We start from the raw sequence: 19,602 nt of genomic DNA, 5'->3' as shown, positions 1-19,602 counted from the left end.
TTTCAAAATCGCCTTGTTTGCAGTTTGAAGCGTTTATGTTTGCAGTTCGCTACAAGTAGTCCTGGGTCTGCATCAAATCCTGGAGCAAACGGAAGTCGCTGACCATAGTATAGAAAATGTTCTACACCACATCATCAACCGACTCTCAGCACTGGAAGCCAATCAGGTACATAATACAAACAGTGTAGAGAATCGCTTACAACAAATTGAAACAATGTTGGGGCATCTCACCCAGAGTATAGAACAGGGTATAGAATCGACATCACCTCAACAACAAGCACAACAACCGAGTCACTTGTCAGAAAAGTTAGAAACTGTTACTAAAAGCCTTGCCCAAATTAATCATACACTTGGGCAGCTGCGTCACCAAGGAAATGCAGGCAGAAGACAATTTTCATCATCTCATCCATTCCAGGGAAGACAAGTAGAACTTAACTTCTGCACTGGGGAAAGTTTAGCTCGGAGATTGGGTGTTGATGAATTAAGTTTGTCTAGGGAGCGAGAAAATCTCACACCATCTGAGTTCGAGTCATGGAGCCGTCATCGAGATCCTGGTACTCGTGGCTGGCGCTTTGGTGACGATGGATTATATTACCCGATCAAGTGATCTTACACTGTGAATGATGGCGTTCTGCCCTACCGTAGGCGATGGGCTACGCCCCACTGTAATTGATTGATTGCCTCAGCGCGATGGGCTACGCCCCGCCTCCGGCGATCGCCGCGATCGCACTCCACCCCACTGTAAGCAAGCAGATCGCGCCGCACCATCGCCAGAAGTTAAACTAGCCATGTATATATATGTCATGGAAATTGTTGATTAACTTTTTATGTCCCTTCAGGTTTACGGTATCCCCAACTGTGGCACTTGTAAAAAAGCTTTTACGTGGCTCCAAGACAACAGTATTGAGTATGAATTCATTAATACAAAAGAAATGCCGCCCACCCGTGACATGATTCAAAACTGGGTGAAGTCCTTGGGTTTTGCGCCCATGCGTAATACCTCTGGCCAATCATACCGTGCTTTAGGTGAAGAAAAGAAGACTTGGACTGACCAACAGTGGATTGACGCATTCGCTCAAGATGCCATGCTGCTCAAACGTCCACTTTTCGTCAAAGATGGCACAGCCATACTGGTAGGCTTTAGAGATGAAAAAGTCATTCGAGCCAAATTAGAGATTTAGTCCCCAAACCCCGACTCCCAAACGTATTGCCTTTAGATCGGGATAACCCTATTAACCGATCTAAAACGGCTGGTATTGTTCGTTTTGGGGACTTGGTTGACCATCTAAATCCGTGGACACTGGGGTAAGCATACTCAACATGGCGATCGCACCCCGAATTTGCTCGGATTCTACTTCCAGATACCGTTGCAGCTGCTCCAGGTTGCGATGTCCACTGATTTCTTGAATGACTCGCAAGGGTACGCCATTTCTGTGCATGATTGTTAAGGCTGTGCGGCGACAACTGTGGCTACTTGCGCCTTCAATGTCAACCTGCTTGCATCCTTCGCGAAAGATCAGGGCTGCATAATCTTCATGCAAATGCCCCCGTCCCCAACGTCCGGGAAACAGGTATTGATCTAGGGAAGTTTTGTGTTTGTAGGCTTCCAGGAAGCGCCGCAAATCCTCTAGGACTGGGATGGTACGCGTGGCTAGTTTGCCCTTGGTGTTGCCTTTGCGGAGAATTAGCTCTGGGCGGACTTTACCTTTGCGATCGTAAACATCTGTAATTTTTAGGGTGACGCATTCTTTGACACGACAAGCCGTGTACAGCATGACAGCACATAGGGTTCTGTCACGCACTGTGGTTAAACCTTCGGTGAACAGGCGTTGAATTTCTTGTTGAGTCAGAACTTTGGCTTTGCCGTGTCGGTCGATTTTCACACTTGATCCACTGCCCCTAATGGTTAATCATAGTAGCAAGTATAAGCCCACAATATTTAAGGGGATGAAAAATTGACCTGTAAATTTTCCATTGATTAATCCCAAGTGCTATCTCTAAATTCAACACAAGTTATTTATTTTTAACGCCACCATCGGGCTACATCCTGTATGGTATAATCTAATCCGTCAATTACTTTTTGACAGACTACTAGAGCCAAAAAAATTTCTGTTATTTTACTGTATCTTATAGCTGCAAACTATACCAGCCATACCAGTGGCGCACTGCTAACCAAATAACTGAAAGCAAGCCTGCAACACTGAGAGTTAGACCACTGAATGGTACTAATAATCCGAAAACTGGCAATACTGCTCCTGCTATGGTGCAAATAATGGCAGCAAGAGAAGTATTGCGGTTGTAACCTAAACCATAAGTCAGCGCTAATAATACTAGGGAAATCATTGTCCAAGCTAACTGTGCATTCATGAAGCGGCTGAGATAAGTCAAAGTCAGCAGACAAGCAAAGAAAATACCAGCTGCGATCGCCACATTTTTAATACTCATTGGTAATGACCAATACAGCAACAAGATCCACCACAGAAATAACGCTGGTGCTAACAATAAGAGCCGAGGAATAATCCCAGTGTTGCGAATGGGGTTTGTGTTGGTAAACACACCAAATGGGTTTCTCACTGCGACATTATCATCAAATTTCCAAATAAATTCCGTGCTGCGTCTATCAACTTTCGTCTCATTAGGAACAATCCCACTGGCAAAATCAGCAGAAGCAAAGTTGGCAATTGCTGTCAGGCGAAAATTAGATAGTAACTGTCCAGCGCTGTCATATACCCAGCGTGATCCTCCTTGCGCCTGATAGGTAACACGAAAGTTGGTTTCTGCTCCCGGTTGTAGGCTGAAGGGAAAGCTATATTCCCCCGGATTATTGGGTTCTAATCGCGTCTGATCTCGCTCAACTTTATAGTTAGAAAGTAATGAGTAACCGTTGGGTGGTGGTGCTTCAAAAAAGAAATTATTAATGTCTTTGAGTCTGTTAATAATCTTGTAATCAGCAATGTAATCAGCGCGATAAACAGCACTACGATTTTGAACATCTGTGTTTTGGTCAAGCTTTACCTGAATTTGTGAGCCAGCCAATGCTAAATAGCGGCTAACTTCTTGTGTATCAGTTACCTTGATAATCTTGCCATCAACTTGGGTGGTATAAGTAAATGGTTGTTGAGTAACATAGCGAATCCGGGGCGCAATTTGCTCTAACCTTTCGCCAGCCACACTTTGAGCTACTTGAGCCACCTTTGCTTGTTCCCAGTGGTGATATCGATTGCTCAAAGTGGAACAGAGAAAAAATCCTACTACTAATAGCACCAAGACTACAGTTAGATGCTGCAATCCCCCCAAAATTTGGGAGTAACGAACAGACCACTCACCAACGAAAATTACTTGTTCCGATTCATGGCGACGGAGAGAAAAACTCACCAGAGCGATCGCTATTCCTAAAGCTATGACCAAAAATACCAATAACAACGAAGCTTGCAGTACCTGAGAACCAAACTGAATTAGCTCTGTAGGATGTGTCAAATCAGGTAAACCGGGAATACCCTGAGTGGAGTCAGACATTTAGGGGTTTTTACATAAGTTGGAACATCAGACTGATGAAATACCGGAAAGGTTTCTGAAAAAATGTTCTTAATAGCACCACAGATTGCGATATTTTGACTTTGGAGGAAAACGTTTTCCTCCACTTTTTGACCACGATTTTGGGCATGGTTGACACGATGTAGCAGCAAATCTACCTCTGTGTTGTGTTGATGATCCTGCTGATTTTTCTCCAGCACTGCGGCGATCGCCAAAGGCATCGTTTTAGCTTTCGTTAACTCAATCTGACCGAATGGTAGTGCTTGTTAAATCTCAAACAGCCGATTCAACAATGGTCAACAACTGGTAGGAAAGGATTTCACAGTTACACAACCATTGCCAGCTAGGACTGAAGAGGTAGTTGGAGGAAAACGTTTTCCTCCACTTTTTGACTATGATTTTGGGCATGGTTGACACGATGCCGCAGCAAATCTACCTCTGTGTTTGATGAGCCTGCTGATTTTTCTCCGGGCGCGATTGGATTGCTTGCCTCTGGCACTTAAAGCTGAGTTGGATTCGTTTATGAAAGCTTCAATAGCAGCGACCAGATTTTCTAAACGTTTCTGCTCTTTGGGGTCATCCCATATCTTTGACTTTTTAATACCCTAATGCTCAACGACTGGTAGGAAAGGATTTCTCAGCCACACAACCATTACCTACTAGGACTGAAGAGGTAGTTGGAGGAAAACGTTTTCCTCCACTTTTTGACCATGATTTTGGGCATGATTGACACGATGCCGCAGCAAATCTACCTCTGTGTTGATGATACATTTGGGCAATGCAACCGATTTTACCTACTTTGCCCCTGATGTGATTTTTATCATCTCTAATCTAATATTTGTTTTTGGAAAAGGCTTAATACCTTACTCATCAGTCTTTTTAACTAAATCTTCTATTTGAGAAAGCAGAGTATCTAACTTAGCTCGTTTATCTGGGTCATTCCAAATATCTGCTTTCTTTAATTGTTGACCAATCTGGGAATATCTCTGAACATAGCTGGTACTAGATTTTTCTTTTTCAGTGACATTCAGTTCTTGGATTTTTTGCTTAATTTCGCTCAAACTCAAATTCTTGGATACTGCTACCTTAAGTAAAGTTTTTCGCTGCTGCTCATTTTTCACACGAGCGATCGCTCTAGCTTTGGTAAACTCAATTTGACCTTCGCGTAGTGCGCGCATTATCTCAGCAGGCAGAGTCAGCAACGGTAAACGACTGGTACGAAAGGACTCCGCAGAAAACCGACCAATGCCAGCCAGAACTGATTCGATAGTTTGAAGTTGGAGGAAAACGTTTTCCTCCAATTCTTGACCACGATTTTTGGCATGGTTGGCACGATGCAAGATAGAAGCCACCTCATCATTACTGATGTTGAGGGTAATCGAAAGCAGGTCAAGAATTGCCTCGGTTTCCTCAACAGGGTTTAAGTCCTCGCGTTGTAGGTTTTCGATTAAAGCAACTTGGAGAGCCTGTTGGTCGTCAAACTCCCTACTCACTATAGGAACATCAGGTAATTTCAGTTCTTGCGCTGCGCGATAACGCCTTTCTCCGGCGACTAGCTCATAATTACCATTTTCCAATGGGCGAACCAGCAAAGGTTCCAAAATGCCATGTTCCTGAATTGATTTAACTAACTGAGCTAGCTTATTGGGGTCAAAATAACGACGGGGTTGTTTGGCTGGAAGTTGAATTTGTTCAATTGGTATCGTTTGAGAAGATTGAACACTTGCTGGATCTGCAATAAATTTTTGGGCAATAGAAGCAGCAAGTCCTTGACTAAGTGGTTGCCTTGCTTTAGGCATTTAAAACCTCCAAGGCTTGTTTAAATATTTGCTCAATTTCACGTCTAGCAATTCCTGCTGTGGAGCCAGACAAATCAAAAACTGTAGAGTTTTGTCCGTAGCAGTCAGCAATAACTTGGCGCTGATGAAGCACATTTTCCAGAACGATAACATTTGGCATCAGTCGCAGAACTTCAATCGCTTCATCCTTTAATTTAGTTCCTTTGACTGCCCGATTAACAAACATCACTGCTTTCGGCTCTCCACGGCGAATCCTTTGAGCTTGCTGAATCAACCGTACAGTATCTGAAGCGCTCTCCAAATCAACACCCGTAGGTTGGCAAGGAACAATCACTAAATCAGCAGTTAAAATTAATGCTCTAGTTGTTTCGGACAGCGCGGCCGGCCCATCAGCAATGACCCAATTGTACTCATCTATCAATTTAGGTAACTCATCCAACAGTGCATCAGGTGCTTGAAGAATCTGGCAAGGAACATCTTTTTCTAATCGCGCCAGCCATTTGGAAGATGAGCATTGAGCATCTGCGTCCACAAGCAACACAGATTTACGTTGTTTTTGCAGCCAACGCGCTAGATGCACGGCAACTGTTGACTTGCCGGCTCCTCCTTTTTGATTAATAACTGCAATAATTGGCATAGCTAGGCTCAAAAACACATAGTACAGTTTACGGTAAATCTTCTCGTTTAAAAGTTGTATTGTACAAAGCTAGTACAGCACAGCTTAAATAGCACAACCATTTGAAATCAATGAAACGCCTATAAAATCAGCTTTTTGGCTTTTGAATTTTGGCTTTTGACTTTTGACTTCACGGCGGTACTAGTCATGTCAAACTAGCTAAAATATCCAAAAAGAAACAATACTGAATAAGTAGCCATCATCAGTAAACCAAAAAAATTTTTAGAAGCCTTGCCATGCGGACATTTCGCTTAAATATAGGGAGATTACAAAACAACCTATTAGTCAGCATTTCAGGCGATACCCCTAGCACTGATGACGGCGATTGCTCTATTCCCAATGGTGAATAAGGAGTATTCACGATGGCTTAAAACCCTGTTTTTACGTTAGTTTTGAAAAGTTTGTGGTTTACTGATCATGAACTGCGTACACCAGAACACATGAAATTGGAATAAGCAAAAAAATCACAGTATGCCAATCTAGCACAAACCCTTCTGTATTAAGCTGATCAGCCAAATCTGTTTTTAGTTTCCCTTGACTATTTCTAAGGTTAATATCCCTTGAGGTTTATTGACGACCAGTTGCATAATGTCCAACCACGCAGAACCCATGAGGGTATCGGGAATATCATCCCCAACGTGAACGGGAATAGTAAACTCGGTGTCATCAATGATCACCTTGCCTTCATACAAATTGAACTGACCTTCCCCTCGTGCTGTTGTCATGAAGATTTGGGCAGCAATTCTTAACCACTCCAATGCTTCCAAATCTTGGGTATTAATAGCCAGCCACCCCGCAGTAAAGCCAGTATCAAATAGAGCTTCCACAGAAAATACATCTCCATTGGCGGCCTGCATCTGGATTTCAAACCATAGCTCACCATTGTCCCCAAAAGCACCTACACCCATAGTCTGCCACAGGTTCCAGTATCATTTAGGCGAAAGATGGTAAGCTTGACATCGGTATCGTCATAAGAATGACGGATTTTTTGGGTTAGTCCTGGCAAAGTTTGATCAATCAAATAATTTTCACTTTCGGGGTCGATGGCAATAAACCAGTTGTAATGCGTTTCTATCAAATGCTCCCGCAGGCGTTCAAACACAGCCCGACATTGCAAAGCCAGAGTATTGCTGTGTTCCCGGCGGTGATCAAGGTCTGACGGTGCGATGACCGATGGTGCTAGAATACGGCTTCGACGACGGGGTTGGTAAACTTGTGTCATATCAACAGTTAATCGCTTGTGTGATTTCATTATGGCGCAATGCCAACTTGCATTAGTCATCAAAATTGATTGGCTGACCGTTGAAGTGCTGGTAAATACGTTCAGGGTGCATCCAGTCTGGTAGAGTTTTTTCAACATCTTCTAAATTATTGCCGTTCTCATCAACAAGGCCATAGCGGACAACTACCCTAGATAGTGGTGTTTCACCGTTGGCGCTAAACTTCTCCAGTAAAATTGTCCCTGCTTTACGTGCTGATGCTGTACCATCTGGGAATGATTCATTGGTGGCATTATGGGTAATGCCCAGCAAATACTCCTTGGCTTTGCGGGTATCGGTGAGGGACATTTTGAAGAATGCGATCGCGCTATCACCACAAAGTGATTTCAGATTGGTAAATTCATCACAAATTACCTGCTGCTTTTTAGTGGGTTTCTCCTTAATCCGTTGCAGCCACCTATCACAGCAATCTTCAAAAGCGGTGCTGATTTCATCCTCTGATTCTGCCTTACTGGTAGCTTCTAGCAGTTGCCACACATCCGCATTATCACCAGTGGCGTGACGGTCGATTAATTGATAAATTGGGGCATCGAGACAATATTTTCGGATTAATGCGATCGCTCCGGCTGTGTAAGTCTTGCCAGACCCTTGATTACCTATAAGCCACAATGGTTTAAGTGAATTGATAATTTTCCACAAATAACCGTCTTCATGGTTTTTCAGGGCATCTATAAGGGCATCTTTAAGCTGTTCATTAGGTGATTGAGTATCAGATTTACTGTCAGTAATTGGTTTGGATATCTTCTCAATTTTACGGGTAGTCTCAACAGTTGATAAACGATTATCTGCAATAGCCTTGTCTAGTTCTGATATCTGTAACTCATGGCTTTTCAGGGCAACTTCACCTTGTAATTGTCCGTTAATGTGGTCTAGTTGCTGTTCTCCTTCAGTCTTCAATTGTTCAATTGCCCCGGCTGTATCCCGTGCAATTATCTCCTTAGTTATTTGGGATTGGTGCTGTTTGCTGTATGCAGTTAAGTCTAAGTGATTTGAAACATAAATGTCATTTTCTAGCGCTCGTATTTTTAACAGTGCGAATTGAGAATGAATTGCTTTCTCCTGTGTATCTGTGAGTGATTTACTTACACCATACGCACCAATTAAAAGAACAGTTCCCACTACACCATATAAAGGGGCTTTGGGTGCTTCTGGTGGGAGTACGCGTAAGAATTTCACCTTGCTATCAAAAGTAAAGTTACGCCGTTCCCGGTCAATTATCCAACTAATCCCCCGCTTGATTTGATGACCCTCGCACAAGTCAGTATTAGGATTAAAGCAGAATAATGTTTCAGGATATTTGGTAGTGTCCGCAAACAGTGGAAGACATAGCGAAACACCACCAATAAACAAAGCAGTTGATAAGAATGTGGCTGTTCTTCGTTGTGCTTTCAGTTGGTGGTTGAATTGTTCTATCTCTTGCATGGTTCAATTGTTCACTTAATCCATACAAACAACAAAGCCAATAAAAAACTCACAATCATAATTAACTCAATGTGAATCATCCCAGCATTGATGAAATTAATAATGCTTCTATCTATTTGGTTTTCACGCATCCAATCTGCAAGTAATGCCAAATTATAACCAGTGTCGTACAATCCCATGATTAAATAGTTGGCGGATACGATGAACACTAGCACCCCTATGAAATTAGTTAAAAAACCGTTCTTTCTATACATCTGAGTTCCCCTTATTCCTGATGTTTGAAAAGGCTATTAACCCCACCCCGACTACACCAGCTATTAATAGTTCTAAGCCTGGGATTTGAACCCCACTACCCAAGGACTCAGCCGCTTTTATCTCGCTGTAAGTTTCCTTAATGGCTGCATGAGTTTGATAGACTGCACTGCTAATTTTTCGGGTGGAATGCCAGGAAATAACCCCACCAATGGCAAGTTTGGAAATTGCAACCAATGGTTTACTGTGGCGTACCTCCCAACGCTCACTAGATAATTCAAAATTGAAACTTTCGCCAGCATCGATAAGTCCGGGAAGCAATGCACAAATAATGCAAGTTGCAACTATCAAACTAATAGAAACTTGTAGGGTAAATAAGAACCAACTGAGACTGACTGAACCAAGTTGACAGACTAGAAATAACACCCCACTGTCAAGCCGTTTACGCGCTTCTATCTCTTCATACAATTTATTTTCGATGTATTGCAAATATCGCGCTGTGTCTTGGTTTGGTTCTGAGTCTTTAGTATCTAGCAGTTCATCAAGGTGGTCAGGCTGCATAGTAGAATAGGTGGGGTTTTGAGTATGTAAAACCCCAGAAATATTGACAGGCAACTGGGGTTATTTATTGCTTAGAAACCTAGTGCAGTTTTCAGTTGTAATAACTTGGCTTTTAGTCCTGGAGATGATTGATAGTCTTTCTCAGGTATCAGGTCATATCTGGCTTTGTCTCCTTTATTCAGTGCTTCGTTCAATTCTTTCTTTTCATACTGTTCATCGGCTGCTATTTGTTTGATTTCGGGTCTATTGGACTGTTCCAATAAACTAGTTTTCTGGTCGATTCCTACCAAGTGTGCATCGATATAACCCTTAATCTGGGTGTAGTTCATCTGGTATTTGTGGCGTTGTGATTCCGCCGACTTAGAAGCCACAAACTCAGCCGCTAACTCACTCCGCGAATGACCATATTTGGTATTTTCGAGGGTGGCTTTCATGGTCGCTTTATCAATGGCGATCGCTGACTTGCCACCTTGAACTAAAATATCACTAACAGCTTTATTGTATGCTTCAGTCCCAGAGATGATTTGCTCATACAATTGGGCTAGTTTAGGTGCAAATTCAGCGCTTAAACTACCTTGCCTTGCCAGTTCGCCTATTTTTTGGGCAGCTTGGACATCACCGTTTAAAGCAGCATCAAAGTCTGATAATTCCACTCCAAACTTGTTTTTCAGTATGGAGCTAATACGTTTCGCTTTTGGCTGAACGTGGTTCTTTATCTTGGGATTTGAAACTGCTTTGAGTAATTTTTTTGTCATTGGTTATTACCTTTGTTACTCGTTTAATTATTTGATGATTGTTTGAACTAATTCCAGTTGTTAAATTATAGGAATTGTTTCGGTAATCTGTTGGCTAAATTGTTTGAGCAAGTTTGATAGTCTATCAAGCCAAGCATTGTGTTTACTTTCTAACTGGTGAACCCTTCGAGTGAGAAAATTTTGATTGGTTCGGACGGTGGTAAAGTCTGCCAACGCAGTTCAAGCAATGCTTGCTGGGCATCTCCTAATGTTAGGTCTGGGTGATACTCTGTTGCTTTGAATTCTGGGTGCTTTTGGATTTGGTCGATTAGCGCTAGGGATTGGTTAATTAGTGTTGACAGTTCCTTACTTTCAGTCATTTTTTGAACCACTGGGGAACCTCCAAGTAAATATTAGGATCTTGAAATTCTCGGTACTCCGGCTTGGTGACTCTGTGGCGACTAAAGCGGTAGTTATCAAAGGCTACAAGTACAGCAGCAAGGGATGAAATTATCAGAATGATGGATATGGCTTTTGACGGATTAAAACTGATTACAAAGCTGTTAGCCTGCTTTAGTTGGTGGGAGTGCAAATACTTTGAGGGCTTGTCTTGTTTGTTGGCGAAAGCGTTCGGAACCGCTTTTGATATCTTGGCTTATGCTCCTTAATCCATCATTTAGCAGTTCGGAATTTTCAGCGTCCAGATTGTGAATTGTCTGTTTAACTTCTTGCACAATATGTTTAATTTTCTGCCTACTCAAAGCTGCTTTATGCTGGACAAATGCTGTGATAGCTGACTTTATCTCCTCCAGTTCATCATCTGAATTTGTACTGGCATAATCGAAGTTTTCAGCTATGGCTGTAACGTCTTCAAGGTTTAGTGCGATACCCATGCTTTCGGCAGTAGATGCAACTAATTCAGAAGTTTCTTGCAATTCAATGGCGGTGGCTTCTGGAGGATCATCTTCACAGGCGATCGCTTGCATCTCAGATTGTTCTATACTTGGTTGGGCTTCAGTGGTTTCATGGGCGATATCCTCTTCTAAATTTTCTTCACAATCGAGTGCGGTGGCTTCTGAAATGATGTTCGCGGAGTGTTCCCTTGGGAGCGCGGTTTCTTCTGGTTGCTCTAGTTCTGACTCTATTTTTGATACTTCCTCAGTTTGGGTAGTAGCTAAATCACTGGGGGATAAACTTGCTGATTCATTTGAAAACTTATCAGTCAAATAATCTACCCCAGCAATAATCTGTTCAGTGGTTACATCATCTAAGTCACTGATCCCCAAATGTTCTGCTGCTACTAAATACTCAGCTTTTGAAATGCCCTTAATACCTTTTCGATTTAGGCGAACTTTTACATTGTTATAGAATTTAGTCATCGTTTTAACTCCTATTTACTTACTGCAAGTGAATTAATAGTTATCACAGCGTTTTCGACGCGCTTTAATTCACGAGATTTAATACATTTTGCCGCTTGAAAGGCTACCAATGCCAAATCAGATGCTTTATACTTCTTTTCGGCTTTGTAAGGAATGCCAGCATTGATAAACCAGTTGTATCTAGATGTTTTAGATACTTGGCTTAAATCAACTTTTTGCATCAAATCTGCTAAAAATTCGGCACAAGTAAGCTGTGTTTTCTGCTGGTAGTAGTGCTGAAATAGTTGCCAGCATTCCGCAAAATTCTCTGAATTAACTCTGAAGTTTCTATGTGTGCGCTTTAAGGTAGCTATATGGTGAATTATTTTGCTGGCCTTCGGTGATTCGATATCCAAATTGAAGTAATTCTTCAACTGAGAAACCAAACGATGCCAACTAGTATCTGATATCTGTTTTTTGCAGATGTTTTCATAATTTCTTTTTAGCTGCCTATATTTTTGGCTGTATTTCTTGGTTGTCATTGTCAATTTATTTACCCTCTCTAATGAAAACCTGAGATTTTGGGTTAAAAAAGCACATTCCATCTAATTCCAGTTACTTGCATATCCAGATAGCTTGAATCAAGTAAATTGCATAGCAATGAAGGTTGAAAGACTGTTACTCTTAGATTGGTAACATTGCATTCATCTACGTATCGATGGCTGTAACGCTTGCTAGATGAGGAAAGTATGCTTTCATAGCCAGTGGAAAACTGCTTTTTATCCCCTTAAAAGTGAATGTCTAGCAGAGATTACCTTTATTTCTCTGAGTTTGACTGAATAGCTGGGTATTCATTTTTATACCTGTGCTACTTAAGCTAGTTGGCATTTCTTGACTTCAAAAAATCGACAGTTGCAATGATTCTTGACTGAGTACAGATGAATTGGTACTCATACCTTCTACTTCATAGCAACGACTAATCAAAGTTTTGTAATTTAGCTGCAAATCTGCTTTCTTGCGTTGTCCTTCCAGTGGTTGAAAGTGGTACTTGGGATGCTGAACTGTGCCTGTTTTGTAGAGATATCGGTAAAGTGTTCGGTCGATTTGGTAAACTTTAGATTTGCTAAGTAAAGTACTGTCATAAATTCTGCTTAAGTTATTCATTAGCACCTCTCAAAGACTTTACTAGGGTGTCTCCATAGTTAACCAACAGGATGGTAAATAGCTGTGAATAAGTGTTGATTCCTGTCTGGTTGATAATTTCTTCGGCTCTGGGAATGTACTTCTGATCTAGAACTATGCGTTTTTGATTCATAATTTGAAATTCCTAATTAGTGCTAACCTTTCAGGTTTTCTATGTCTAATTATTGCCTTGGTTCTTGTGGGGTAGGTTTAACGCTTTCTGTCACAGTTATTGGCGTTTGCGGTGAGAAATTTATCGTATTGCCCGCTAAATATTCACTAATTAACAAGTTGGTGGCAGAGGTTATATTTATCCCCCTTTCAATTGCATATTGGGACACCCAAAGCTGATGACGTTTATTTAGTCTCACTTTGAGATTATTGGCCTCAATTTTGGGCTGATAAGAAAGGTTCAAATTCCATTGATGTCTAATTGCGTCTAAAAGCAGATTTACGATGTCGCTCAACTTTGAATAATTGAGTGATTGTCTGATTCCTTCAACTTTGCTGGCTACTTGTGCCGCTAACCTGATTTGCATTTCACATCGCCAACTATGTATGTTGGTTGTTCCGTTCCCCTGATCTCACCTAGCTGGAGAAGCCAGAATTTTACTCACGCTTCAGAGTTAAGCTACTTGGGAAATACTTGTTGAATTTGATTTTTGTGTTTCTGATTTTTACGTTTTTGATTTTTGAATGAATTTTTTTGTTTACAAGCGTTTGTGGTCACTTTTAGGCTTATACTCAGTCCAGCAACCTAGTTGTCCTTGGTGTGGCTTTTCACGCCCTTGTGCGTCCTTTTTACGCTCACATTTATAGAATAGCACAGCTAATCAACTAACTGACTAGCTTATCAAGAAAGTAATGATTGAATAATCTTATGATTTAATTGCTGAAATTTTAGTTAACTTATGATTTAACTAGCTAACTAATTAGCTGTAACATCTTATATAGAAGAGAGTTTTGGATGTGAAATTGGTTTGTAAATTAAAAAATTTAATGGAAGAAAGGCATATTAGCCAAATAGGACTGGCTCAAGAGACTGGTCTAGCTCCAGGAACAGTCGGTAAGCTGTATCGAAATCAAATCAATCGTATTGACGAGAACACGCTGAAACAGCTTTGTCTCTACTTTGGGCTGAAAAGTGTTGCTCAACTTATTGAAATTGAATGGGAGCCAGGTGATGAATCTCCAATTCGACATTGAGACTAGAACAACGTCAACGATGATCCGTGTTTTGGTTGAACAAGCGCTAAAGCAACGTGCTACTACCAGCACAAGCAAGCTAAAGGCGATAGCTTCGCTCGCCGCAGGCATCACTTGGAGCCATAAATCAGTACAAGACTATTAATTAGGAGGATTTATGTACTACTAATTTCGTAAATTTTATACATTTTCAATCCTTATAACACCCATTTAATAAGGATCATGAATTTTATTGACTCTATCAAGCTTATTAGTAGAGTGATATAAAATCATGCTTTTTAATAGTAATTAAAATTAGTCAAAGCTTTGCTGTATATGCCTTTGATACAAAGATTTCAACGTTTTCTTTGAGAAAATTTGACAAAACCCTAGTTATTTTTAGAAGATATAAACTATTATGTAATCAGGCTATATCCTTAGTCTGAACTTTTCTCAGTGTTATGTCACTAGATATACATAAGAAAAGAATGCCTCCCCTGGACTCAACTTGTTTCAGCAAGTTGTCATACAGTCCGAGAAGACAAACCTAATGTTACTTTTATTTAAATTTCTTATGATCTAATCCTAGCAGGTTAGGTTGACCAGTGACAACAGGTTCTAGAGAAATTTGATTAAAACTTTGGTGAATCTTTAGGGGGAGGTAGGGCGCATATCATCTACCTCACAGGGATTTTCTAATGATTTTCACCTTTAATAGCTCTGCTACTCCTTTCGCGTCTCCCAATCAGTGGAACAAGTTTGAAAATTTTGAGCAATTCCAGAATTTTCTAAAAGCTGCATTGATTGAGGGTCGTGGGATTATCAGCTGCTTAGACAGCAGTCCAACCACCATACAGATATCCCCACTAGTTACAGCTAGAGGGGATACGTACCAGCAGGGGCTGGATTTTTATTAATTCAAACACAACGGGTAACTCCTAAAGCATAGAAAAGTTAGAACCCTTTTCTATGGAGGTAGACCGCAACGCTGACTCTAACAGCAACGTTGACTCTAATAGCAACGTTGACTCTATAGTAACTAGTTTTGTGATCGCGTTGCAATAGTTGGAGTTACCCAAATTAAGAAAAATTTGAGGTAATACAAATGTCTACTACACAAGCAAGTACAAGACCGACCGCAGCTAGCCCAATTACAGCTTATCGACTTACTCACGGCTATGAACCTGCATATACGAAGCTCTATTGGAGCGTAGCAAAAGAAGTAGGTGTTAACCAAGCTGTATTGATTCAAGTTATAGAAAGCTGGTGTTCGAGTAATGCCAAACTCAAAAAGCATGGCTACTTTCATGATGGGGAATGGTGGACTAGCGCTACTTACAGAGAATGGGAAAGTGCATATCCCGCACTAGGGTCACAACGTAGTATTCAACGTTCCTTACTGGGGCTAGAGGAATCAGGCTACGTCATTTCTTGTCAACCAAAAATGCACAAGGGCAATGCAGTTAAGTTTTATCGCGTTGATCCCGTAAAAGTTGGCGAATTACTGTTGTCAGACTCATCTGTAGTGCAGAACCTGAGTGATGCAAACAATACAAATCCTCATTCAGTATCCATGATGCCAAAAATGGATGATGCAAACAATACAAATCCTCATTCAGTATCCATGATGCCAAAAATGGATGATGTAAATAATACACATCGACCGATAGTGCCAAAAATGGATGGGGTAGTGCCAAAAATGGATGGGGTAGTGCCAAAAATGGATGGGGTGCGGCTTGAAACTCAGTCACAGCAAAGCTTTACCGCCTCTAATAAGATTAAAGAAATAAAATTACCTCAATCGATCACTGGAGGGACGGAAAAAAAAGCGGAAGAGAAGAATAAAGCGACCGGCCAGGACAAAGTAGTTGAAGATCATGGCTACGTTGTTAATCTTGAGGCCGAAGAAGAGAGCAAAGCGACTGGTCAGGACAAAGCAGTTGAAGATCATGGCTACGCTGTTAATCTTGAGGCCGAACAGAAAAACACAGCGATTGATCAAAACGAAGCAGTTGAAGATCATCGCTACGCTGTTAAAAAAGACAAAGTTTCTGCAACTAACGAAAAATCTACTCATGAAGGCCATTCTTCCGGCGCGGCGCGTGAGAACAATTCTCAAAACTTAACTTTCAGCGATAACCCAATTAAAGAAGTCAGTTTCCTGCTTTACTATCAGACCTATCAGCGATCGCAAGGCAAAGAAATTAACAACATTGCCGCATACGTGAATACCGTGCTTTCTAAAAAAGATGAAGGTAGTACAGAGGTATTCTGCTTATTCGAGCAATGGAAAGGGGTTTGCAGGACATTAGAGCGCAAAATTAACAACTTCGCTGATGACCCCGCAGAGAAAGAAAAAGAGCGTAAGCGCTACGATTTTCCCAACTGGGAAAAGTGGTTGCATGAAGCCTATTACACTAGGCTTCTGTCTGAGGGACTATCTAAGTTTTGCACACATAAAATATCTGCCAAGTGGTACGAATGGGCGAGTGCCAAATATCCTGATAGATTTGTAAATCTTCCCGCTTTACAGAACTAATAGCGACTGCTGAATCAGAAATTTTATTAGTTCTTCATAACGGAACTAGTAATCATACTGAACTGAATTAAATAGTTTGTGGATTGACACTATTGCTCATACTTACTGAGTAAATATGTGTACAAATTTAAACTTCATTGGAATAAAAAAAGAATATGTACGCCACTGACAACAATGTAGTCCCTTTTGCTACGACGGCGAATAAACTACCACCACAGAACATTGAATCTGAGGAGGCGATACTTGGGGGCATTTTACTTGATCCTGTAGCCATAGAACGTGTCCGCGACATTTTGAAGCCGCATCACTTCTATATCAGCGCTCATGGTCGAATTTACAACGCTGCGTTGAGACTGAATGCACTTGAATTGCCTACAGATTTGTTGATGATCACGAACTATTTAGCTGAAAATGGCCTGTTAGAAATTATTGGTGGGCGAAACAAGTTAGTATCACTGGTTGATAGGACTGTATCAGCAGTTAACATTGATGCCCTTGCAGCTCTGGTGGTGGAAAAGTGGCAGCGTCGGGAACTGGGTAGACTGGGAAGCCTTGCCATTGAGTTGCAGCACAAATCCCATGAAGAAACGCCTTTAGAACAGGCTTTGGAGCAATTACAAGACTTTATTTACAAATTGCAGCGCTCATCTGATACTGTGGGAGCTAGCCACATTTCCGATGTAGTGATTAATGTGTTTCAAGATATTGAAGACCGCAGCCAAGGTAAAGTGTTAACTGGTATTCCCACGGGTTTTTATGATTTAGATGCCATGACTTGCGGGTTGAACCGTAATGATTTAGTCATCGTTGCGGGTCGTCCGGCCATGGGTAAGTCTGCCTTCGCAGCTCAAATGGCTTTTCATGTGGCCGAGGCTCATCGCTTTCCGGTTGTTATGTTCAGCCTAGAAATGTCTAAGTTACAAATCGCCATGCGATCGCTTTCGGGTGAATCTGGTATAGAAAGCAGCCGTTTGAAATCAGGACGGATCTCTGATACACAATGGGAATCACTATCAAAGGGCATTGGTGTATTATCAGAGCTACCTATTTACCTTGATGATCGTCCAGACCCATCACTGTCCTATATTGAGAATGAGTGCCGTAAAATCATGGCACAAGAGCGCCGTGATTTGGGGTTAATCGTCATAGATTATCTGCAACTGATGGATGGCCACGGCGGAGGCAACAGAAACAATGAGATAGAGAAGCTAACACGCGGACTAAAACGATTAGCAATGAAGTTGCAGACACCTGTCGTGTGTTTATCTCAACTATCAAGAGCAGTAGAAAGCCGTCACAACAAACGCCCTATGCTTTCAGATTTACGGGATAGTGGCGGAATTGAGCAAGACGCGGACAAAGTAATCATGTTGTATCGTGATGAATATTACGATGAATGTACGCAAGAGAAAGGAATTGCTGAGATTATCCTTGCTAAAAACCGCGATGGGGCTACAGGTACAACTAAGCTGCTGTTTGATGCACCAGTGACAAAATTTAAGAATTTAGCGCAATCAGCTACGCTGGGCGGAACGCCATCATCGCAGCCAGCACAAAGCAACTGGGATTAAAAAGTGTAGGGTGGGTAGAAAAACCTCCCACATCCCCCAAAAATACTTTCATTAAACTCAGCGATCGCGTTGCACCTTTGTTCCCTTGGGTAGCCGCCGAGAGTTAGAGTTAAGCGGAGTGTTGCCCTTTCCCACAGAGATTTAGTCAAAATATAGTTACTAGCATCATTTTTAGCTGTTATTTCTAATGATTTCAGCAAGTTTTGTGATGTAAATTTTACTGCTGCAACGTGAACACCAACTTATGTTGAAATTCTATCTGCCCCCAAAAATTTATTGATGCCCCAAAGTGGGGCAATGAGTCTTAAAAATGTTTTGTTGTAGTTGTTTTTTATCAGCTTTTGCTAATCAAAGACGTTACCTTGTTTTTATTTTTTGTTACTCTTTTGCAACTTTGTATAACAGAACGCTTGACGCATTTACTGTTTTCAAAGATATTTGTCTATATACCTTTGGAACTAAATAATTTTTTCTCAGATACCATAATGTAATTAATTTGTCATCTTTACTTATAGACAAATTTCATTAAAAAATATTTTATCAAAGTAAAGATACGTAGATTTACTTTAATTTTTATTTAAATAGTGCTATCAAATAATATTCTATGTATTAGAGTTCTTTATATTGTTTAGATAGCTAGCTAGCAAGTAATTGAATTGAGAACACCTTTAAGAAAAAAATAGAGAAATATTCAAGTATTTGAGGCAGAAATATGAGCGAAACATCATAAAAAATGCTCCGCCATGATGTGTTTTATGTCGGGTCTGCTAATCCTTAAGATTTTGTCAAATCAAGTTTTTTGTTTCCTATTATCTTAAGCTTCTCCTATGCACCCAATTGAATTTAAGGAAAAGTGGGGTTTAACCTATCAGGATTTAGCGCTTGTCCTTGGTTATGAAAGTGACTACACCTGCCGATGCTGGGGAATGAAAGGATGCAGCAGGCGAAATCCTCAAAATGTTGTGCGGGTTGCTTGTCATCTTTTAGACCAACAGTGGTCAATCCACGGAAAGAAGTTGGAGGTTGTTTTAAAAGTCCAAGCGGGTCAACAATTATGTAAATCTCCTGACCATGTTAAGACTCATCGCAACATAAATAAAAGTCTTTGAGATGTTGGGTAGTCTAATCAATTCTTGTTCAAATGCCGACACTAATATCCACAAGTAAAATATTTTCTGAGAATTTTGCCTTGGAGTTGCAAATGCAACTTCCCCACTCTGATAAGCGGTGGTATTTTATATCTATGCAAATTCTAAGAAGTTCCAAAACCCAAAACTGATGGGAGGGTTGCAAGTCCAGCCAGAATTAACAAGATCACAAGTTGCAGCGATGATGGAACCCAAGGTTTCTTCAAGGCAACTACAGAAATACTTAAACATAGCTAGGTTATATGTTCCTGGCTTTGAAAAGTTTACCGATCCGCAGACAGGACGCTTGAGAGGAATGGCAAAGTTATCTGAAGGGGGGACAAAATCAGCTACAAGACAGACTCTATAAGCCTCATAGCTC

Annotated in this window: 25 protein-coding genes; 7 read left to right on the top strand and 18 right to left on the bottom strand. The window is 41.0% G+C overall.

Annotation, left to right across the window (positions count from 1 at the left end):
• The first annotated feature begins 214 nt into the window (after positions 1-214).
• The 3 genes from ACM0OW_RS24755 (at position 215) to ACM0OW_RS24745 (ending at position 1,181) form a co-directional block, all read left to right on the top strand.
• Positions 215-607: a hypothetical protein gene (locus ACM0OW_RS24755; RefSeq protein ID WP_414553232.1), complete on the top strand. Its 393-nt coding sequence runs from the start codon at positions 215-217 to the stop codon at positions 605-607.
• A 70-nt stretch (positions 608-677) separates the two neighbouring features.
• On the top strand, positions 678-821 hold the full coding sequence (locus tag ACM0OW_RS24750; protein ID WP_414553230.1) for a hypothetical protein: 144 nt from the start codon (positions 678-680) through the stop codon (positions 819-821).
• Between the two features lie 6 nt (positions 822-827).
• Positions 828-1,181, top strand: coding sequence for a Spx/MgsR family RNA polymerase-binding regulatory protein (locus tag ACM0OW_RS24745; protein WP_414553229.1), 354 nt, complete (start codon positions 828-830; stop codon positions 1,179-1,181).
• Positions 1,182-1,241: 60 nt separating this feature from the next.
• On the opposite strand, the gene ACM0OW_RS24740 is transcribed toward ACM0OW_RS24745, so the two are convergent.
• From ACM0OW_RS24740 to ACM0OW_RS24660, 17 genes are all read right to left on the bottom strand, one after another.
• Positions 1,242-1,883, bottom strand: a complete 642-nt coding sequence (locus ACM0OW_RS24740; RefSeq protein WP_089094334.1) for a tyrosine-type recombinase/integrase — start codon at positions 1,881-1,883, stop codon at positions 1,242-1,244.
• 244 nt (positions 1,884-2,127) lie between these two features.
• Positions 2,128-3,516 (bottom strand): hypothetical protein, encoded by a 1,389-nt coding sequence (locus ACM0OW_RS24735; RefSeq protein ID WP_414553226.1) that lies wholly within the window; start codon positions 3,514-3,516, stop codon positions 2,128-2,130.
• The gene (locus ACM0OW_RS24730) at positions 3,474-3,755 is read right to left on the bottom strand and encodes a hypothetical protein (RefSeq protein WP_414553225.1); all 282 of its coding nucleotides are present in this window, start codon (positions 3,753-3,755) and stop codon (positions 3,474-3,476) included. The genes ACM0OW_RS24735 and ACM0OW_RS24730 overlap by 43 nt, the downstream gene beginning before the upstream one ends.
• Before the next feature lie 642 nt (positions 3,756-4,397).
• Positions 4,398-5,333, bottom strand: a complete 936-nt coding sequence (locus tag ACM0OW_RS24725; RefSeq protein WP_414553223.1) for a ParB/RepB/Spo0J family partition protein — start codon at positions 5,331-5,333, stop codon at positions 4,398-4,400.
• Complete coding sequence (locus ACM0OW_RS24720) at positions 5,326-5,970, bottom strand: AAA family ATPase (RefSeq protein WP_414553221.1); 645 nt, start codon at positions 5,968-5,970, stop codon at positions 5,326-5,328. The genes ACM0OW_RS24725 and ACM0OW_RS24720 overlap by 8 nt, the downstream gene beginning before the upstream one ends.
• A 563-nt stretch (positions 5,971-6,533) precedes the next feature.
• Complete coding sequence (locus ACM0OW_RS24715; RefSeq protein WP_414553220.1) at positions 6,534-6,917, bottom strand: aspartyl protease; 384 nt, start codon at positions 6,915-6,917, stop codon at positions 6,534-6,536.
• Positions 6,908-7,261, bottom strand: coding sequence for a hypothetical protein (locus ACM0OW_RS24710; RefSeq protein ID WP_414553218.1), 354 nt, complete (start codon positions 7,259-7,261; stop codon positions 6,908-6,910). The genes ACM0OW_RS24715 and ACM0OW_RS24710 overlap by 10 nt, the downstream gene beginning before the upstream one ends.
• A 22-nt stretch (positions 7,262-7,283) precedes the next feature.
• Positions 7,284-8,711, bottom strand: a complete 1,428-nt coding sequence (locus tag ACM0OW_RS24705; RefSeq protein WP_414553216.1) for a hypothetical protein — start codon at positions 8,709-8,711, stop codon at positions 7,284-7,286.
• Positions 8,712-8,722: 11 nt separating this feature from the next.
• Positions 8,723-8,890, bottom strand: a complete 168-nt coding sequence (locus ACM0OW_RS24700; RefSeq protein WP_414552825.1) for a hypothetical protein — start codon at positions 8,888-8,890, stop codon at positions 8,723-8,725.
• Positions 8,891-8,957: 67 nt separating this feature from the next.
• Complete coding sequence (locus tag ACM0OW_RS24695) at positions 8,958-9,524, bottom strand: hypothetical protein (protein ID WP_414553214.1); 567 nt, start codon at positions 9,522-9,524, stop codon at positions 8,958-8,960.
• Positions 9,525-9,595: 71 nt separating this feature from the next.
• Positions 9,596-10,279: a hypothetical protein gene (locus tag ACM0OW_RS24690; protein ID WP_414553212.1), complete on the bottom strand. Its 684-nt coding sequence runs from the start codon at positions 10,277-10,279 to the stop codon at positions 9,596-9,598.
• 149 nt (positions 10,280-10,428) lie between these two features.
• Positions 10,429-10,638, bottom strand: a complete 210-nt coding sequence (locus tag ACM0OW_RS24685; RefSeq protein WP_414553211.1) for a hypothetical protein — start codon at positions 10,636-10,638, stop codon at positions 10,429-10,431.
• A gap of 183 nt (positions 10,639-10,821) precedes the next feature.
• Positions 10,822-11,637: a hypothetical protein gene (locus tag ACM0OW_RS24680; protein WP_414553209.1), complete on the bottom strand. Its 816-nt coding sequence runs from the start codon at positions 11,635-11,637 to the stop codon at positions 10,822-10,824.
• Between the two features lie 11 nt (positions 11,638-11,648).
• On the bottom strand, positions 11,649-12,158 hold the full coding sequence (locus ACM0OW_RS24675) for a hypothetical protein (RefSeq protein WP_414553207.1): 510 nt from the start codon (positions 12,156-12,158) through the stop codon (positions 11,649-11,651).
• A gap of 355 nt (positions 12,159-12,513) precedes the next feature.
• On the bottom strand, positions 12,514-12,780 hold the full coding sequence (locus ACM0OW_RS24670) for a hypothetical protein (RefSeq protein WP_414553205.1): 267 nt from the start codon (positions 12,778-12,780) through the stop codon (positions 12,514-12,516).
• Entirely contained in the window at positions 12,773-12,931 is a 159-nt protein-coding gene (locus ACM0OW_RS24665; protein WP_414553203.1) for a hypothetical protein, read from the bottom strand. Before ACM0OW_RS24665 ends, ACM0OW_RS24670 begins: the two co-directional genes overlap by 8 nt.
• Before the next feature lie 49 nt (positions 12,932-12,980).
• On the bottom strand, positions 12,981-13,337 hold the full coding sequence (locus ACM0OW_RS24660; protein WP_414553201.1) for a hypothetical protein: 357 nt from the start codon (positions 13,335-13,337) through the stop codon (positions 12,981-12,983).
• A gap of 430 nt (positions 13,338-13,767) precedes the next feature.
• On the opposite strand from ACM0OW_RS24660, the gene ACM0OW_RS24655 reads away from it, so the two are divergent.
• The 4 genes from ACM0OW_RS24655 to ACM0OW_RS24640 all read left to right on the top strand — a co-directional run bounded on the left by ACM0OW_RS24655 (position 13,768) and on the right by ACM0OW_RS24640 (position 19,202).
• Complete coding sequence (locus tag ACM0OW_RS24655; RefSeq protein ID WP_414553200.1) at positions 13,768-14,004, top strand: helix-turn-helix domain-containing protein; 237 nt, start codon at positions 13,768-13,770, stop codon at positions 14,002-14,004.
• A 1,084-nt stretch (positions 14,005-15,088) separates the two neighbouring features.
• Complete coding sequence (locus ACM0OW_RS24650; protein WP_414553198.1) at positions 15,089-16,522, top strand: hypothetical protein; 1,434 nt, start codon at positions 15,089-15,091, stop codon at positions 16,520-16,522.
• Between the two features lie 155 nt (positions 16,523-16,677).
• Positions 16,678-18,093 carry a replicative DNA helicase gene (gene dnaB / locus ACM0OW_RS24645; protein ID WP_414553196.1) on the top strand — a complete coding sequence of 472 codons (1,416 nt, stop codon included), beginning with the start codon at positions 16,678-16,680 and terminating at the stop codon, positions 18,091-18,093.
• 827 nt (positions 18,094-18,920) lie between these two features.
• Positions 18,921-19,202 carry a hypothetical protein gene (locus tag ACM0OW_RS24640; protein ID WP_414553194.1) on the top strand — a complete coding sequence of 94 codons (282 nt, stop codon included), beginning with the start codon at positions 18,921-18,923 and terminating at the stop codon, positions 19,200-19,202.
• A 132-nt stretch (positions 19,203-19,334) separates the two neighbouring features.
• On the opposite strand, the gene ACM0OW_RS24635 is transcribed toward ACM0OW_RS24640, so the two are convergent.
• A partial coding sequence (locus ACM0OW_RS24635) for a hypothetical protein (RefSeq protein ID WP_414553193.1) occupies positions 19,335-19,602 on the bottom strand: 268 nt, incomplete at its 5' end.

The sequence above is a fragment of the Anabaena sp. CCY 0017 genome (genome assembly GCF_963920885.1).
Classification (GTDB): Bacteria; Cyanobacteriota; Cyanobacteriia; order Cyanobacteriales; family Nostocaceae; genus Nodularia.
The sequence above is the reverse complement of the archived record's forward strand: the minus strand, read 5'-3'. Positions and strand labels throughout refer to the sequence as shown.

What these genes read in the sequence shown, in the direction of transcription:
- ACM0OW_RS24755 (WP_414553232.1), top strand. Translation starts at nt 215, where the DNA reads ATGTTGGGGCATCTCACCCAGAGTATAGAACAGGGTATAGAATCGACA.
- ACM0OW_RS24745 (WP_414553229.1), top strand. Translation starts at nt 828, where the DNA reads ATGTCCCTTCAGGTTTACGGTATCCCCAACTGTGGCACTTGTAAAAAA.
- ACM0OW_RS24735 (WP_414553226.1), bottom strand. Translation starts at nt 3,516, where the DNA reads ATGTCTGACTCCACTCAGGGTATTCCCGGTTTACCTGATTTGACACAT.
- ACM0OW_RS24730 (WP_414553225.1), bottom strand. Translation starts at nt 3,755, where the DNA reads ATGCCTTTGGCGATCGCCGCAGTGCTGGAGAAAAATCAGCAGGATCAT.
- ACM0OW_RS24725 (WP_414553223.1), bottom strand. Translation starts at nt 5,333, where the DNA reads ATGCCTAAAGCAAGGCAACCACTTAGTCAAGGACTTGCTGCTTCTATT.
- ACM0OW_RS24720 (WP_414553221.1), bottom strand. Translation starts at nt 5,970, where the DNA reads ATGCCAATTATTGCAGTTATTAATCAAAAAGGAGGAGCCGGCAAGTCA.
- ACM0OW_RS24715 (WP_414553220.1), bottom strand. Translation starts at nt 6,917, where the DNA reads ATGGGTGTAGGTGCTTTTGGGGACAATGGTGAGCTATGGTTTGAAATC.
- ACM0OW_RS24710 (WP_414553218.1), bottom strand. Translation starts at nt 7,261, where the DNA reads ATGAAATCACACAAGCGATTAACTGTTGATATGACACAAGTTTACCAA.
- ACM0OW_RS24705 (WP_414553216.1), bottom strand. Translation starts at nt 8,711, where the DNA reads ATGCAAGAGATAGAACAATTCAACCACCAACTGAAAGCACAACGAAGA.
- ACM0OW_RS24700 (WP_414552825.1), bottom strand. Translation starts at nt 8,890, where the DNA reads ATGGGATTGTACGACACTGGTTATAATTTGGCATTACTTGCAGATTGG.
- ACM0OW_RS24695 (WP_414553214.1), bottom strand. Translation starts at nt 9,524, where the DNA reads ATGCAGCCTGACCACCTTGATGAACTGCTAGATACTAAAGACTCAGAA.
- ACM0OW_RS24690 (WP_414553212.1), bottom strand. Translation starts at nt 10,279, where the DNA reads ATGACAAAAAAATTACTCAAAGCAGTTTCAAATCCCAAGATAAAGAAC.
- ACM0OW_RS24685 (WP_414553211.1), bottom strand. Translation starts at nt 10,638, where the DNA reads ATGACTGAAAGTAAGGAACTGTCAACACTAATTAACCAATCCCTAGCG.
- ACM0OW_RS24680 (WP_414553209.1), bottom strand. Translation starts at nt 11,637, where the DNA reads ATGACTAAATTCTATAACAATGTAAAAGTTCGCCTAAATCGAAAAGGT.
- ACM0OW_RS24675 (WP_414553207.1), bottom strand. Translation starts at nt 12,158, where the DNA reads ATGACAACCAAGAAATACAGCCAAAAATATAGGCAGCTAAAAAGAAAT.
- ACM0OW_RS24670 (WP_414553205.1), bottom strand. Translation starts at nt 12,780, where the DNA reads ATGAATAACTTAAGCAGAATTTATGACAGTACTTTACTTAGCAAATCT.
- ACM0OW_RS24665 (WP_414553203.1), bottom strand. Translation starts at nt 12,931, where the DNA reads ATGAATCAAAAACGCATAGTTCTAGATCAGAAGTACATTCCCAGAGCC.
- ACM0OW_RS24660 (WP_414553201.1), bottom strand. Translation starts at nt 13,337, where the DNA reads ATGCAAATCAGGTTAGCGGCACAAGTAGCCAGCAAAGTTGAAGGAATC.
- ACM0OW_RS24650 (WP_414553198.1), top strand. Translation starts at nt 15,089, where the DNA reads ATGTCTACTACACAAGCAAGTACAAGACCGACCGCAGCTAGCCCAATT.
- dnaB (WP_414553196.1), top strand. Translation starts at nt 16,678, where the DNA reads ATGTACGCCACTGACAACAATGTAGTCCCTTTTGCTACGACGGCGAAT.
- ACM0OW_RS24640 (WP_414553194.1), top strand. Translation starts at nt 18,921, where the DNA reads ATGCACCCAATTGAATTTAAGGAAAAGTGGGGTTTAACCTATCAGGAT.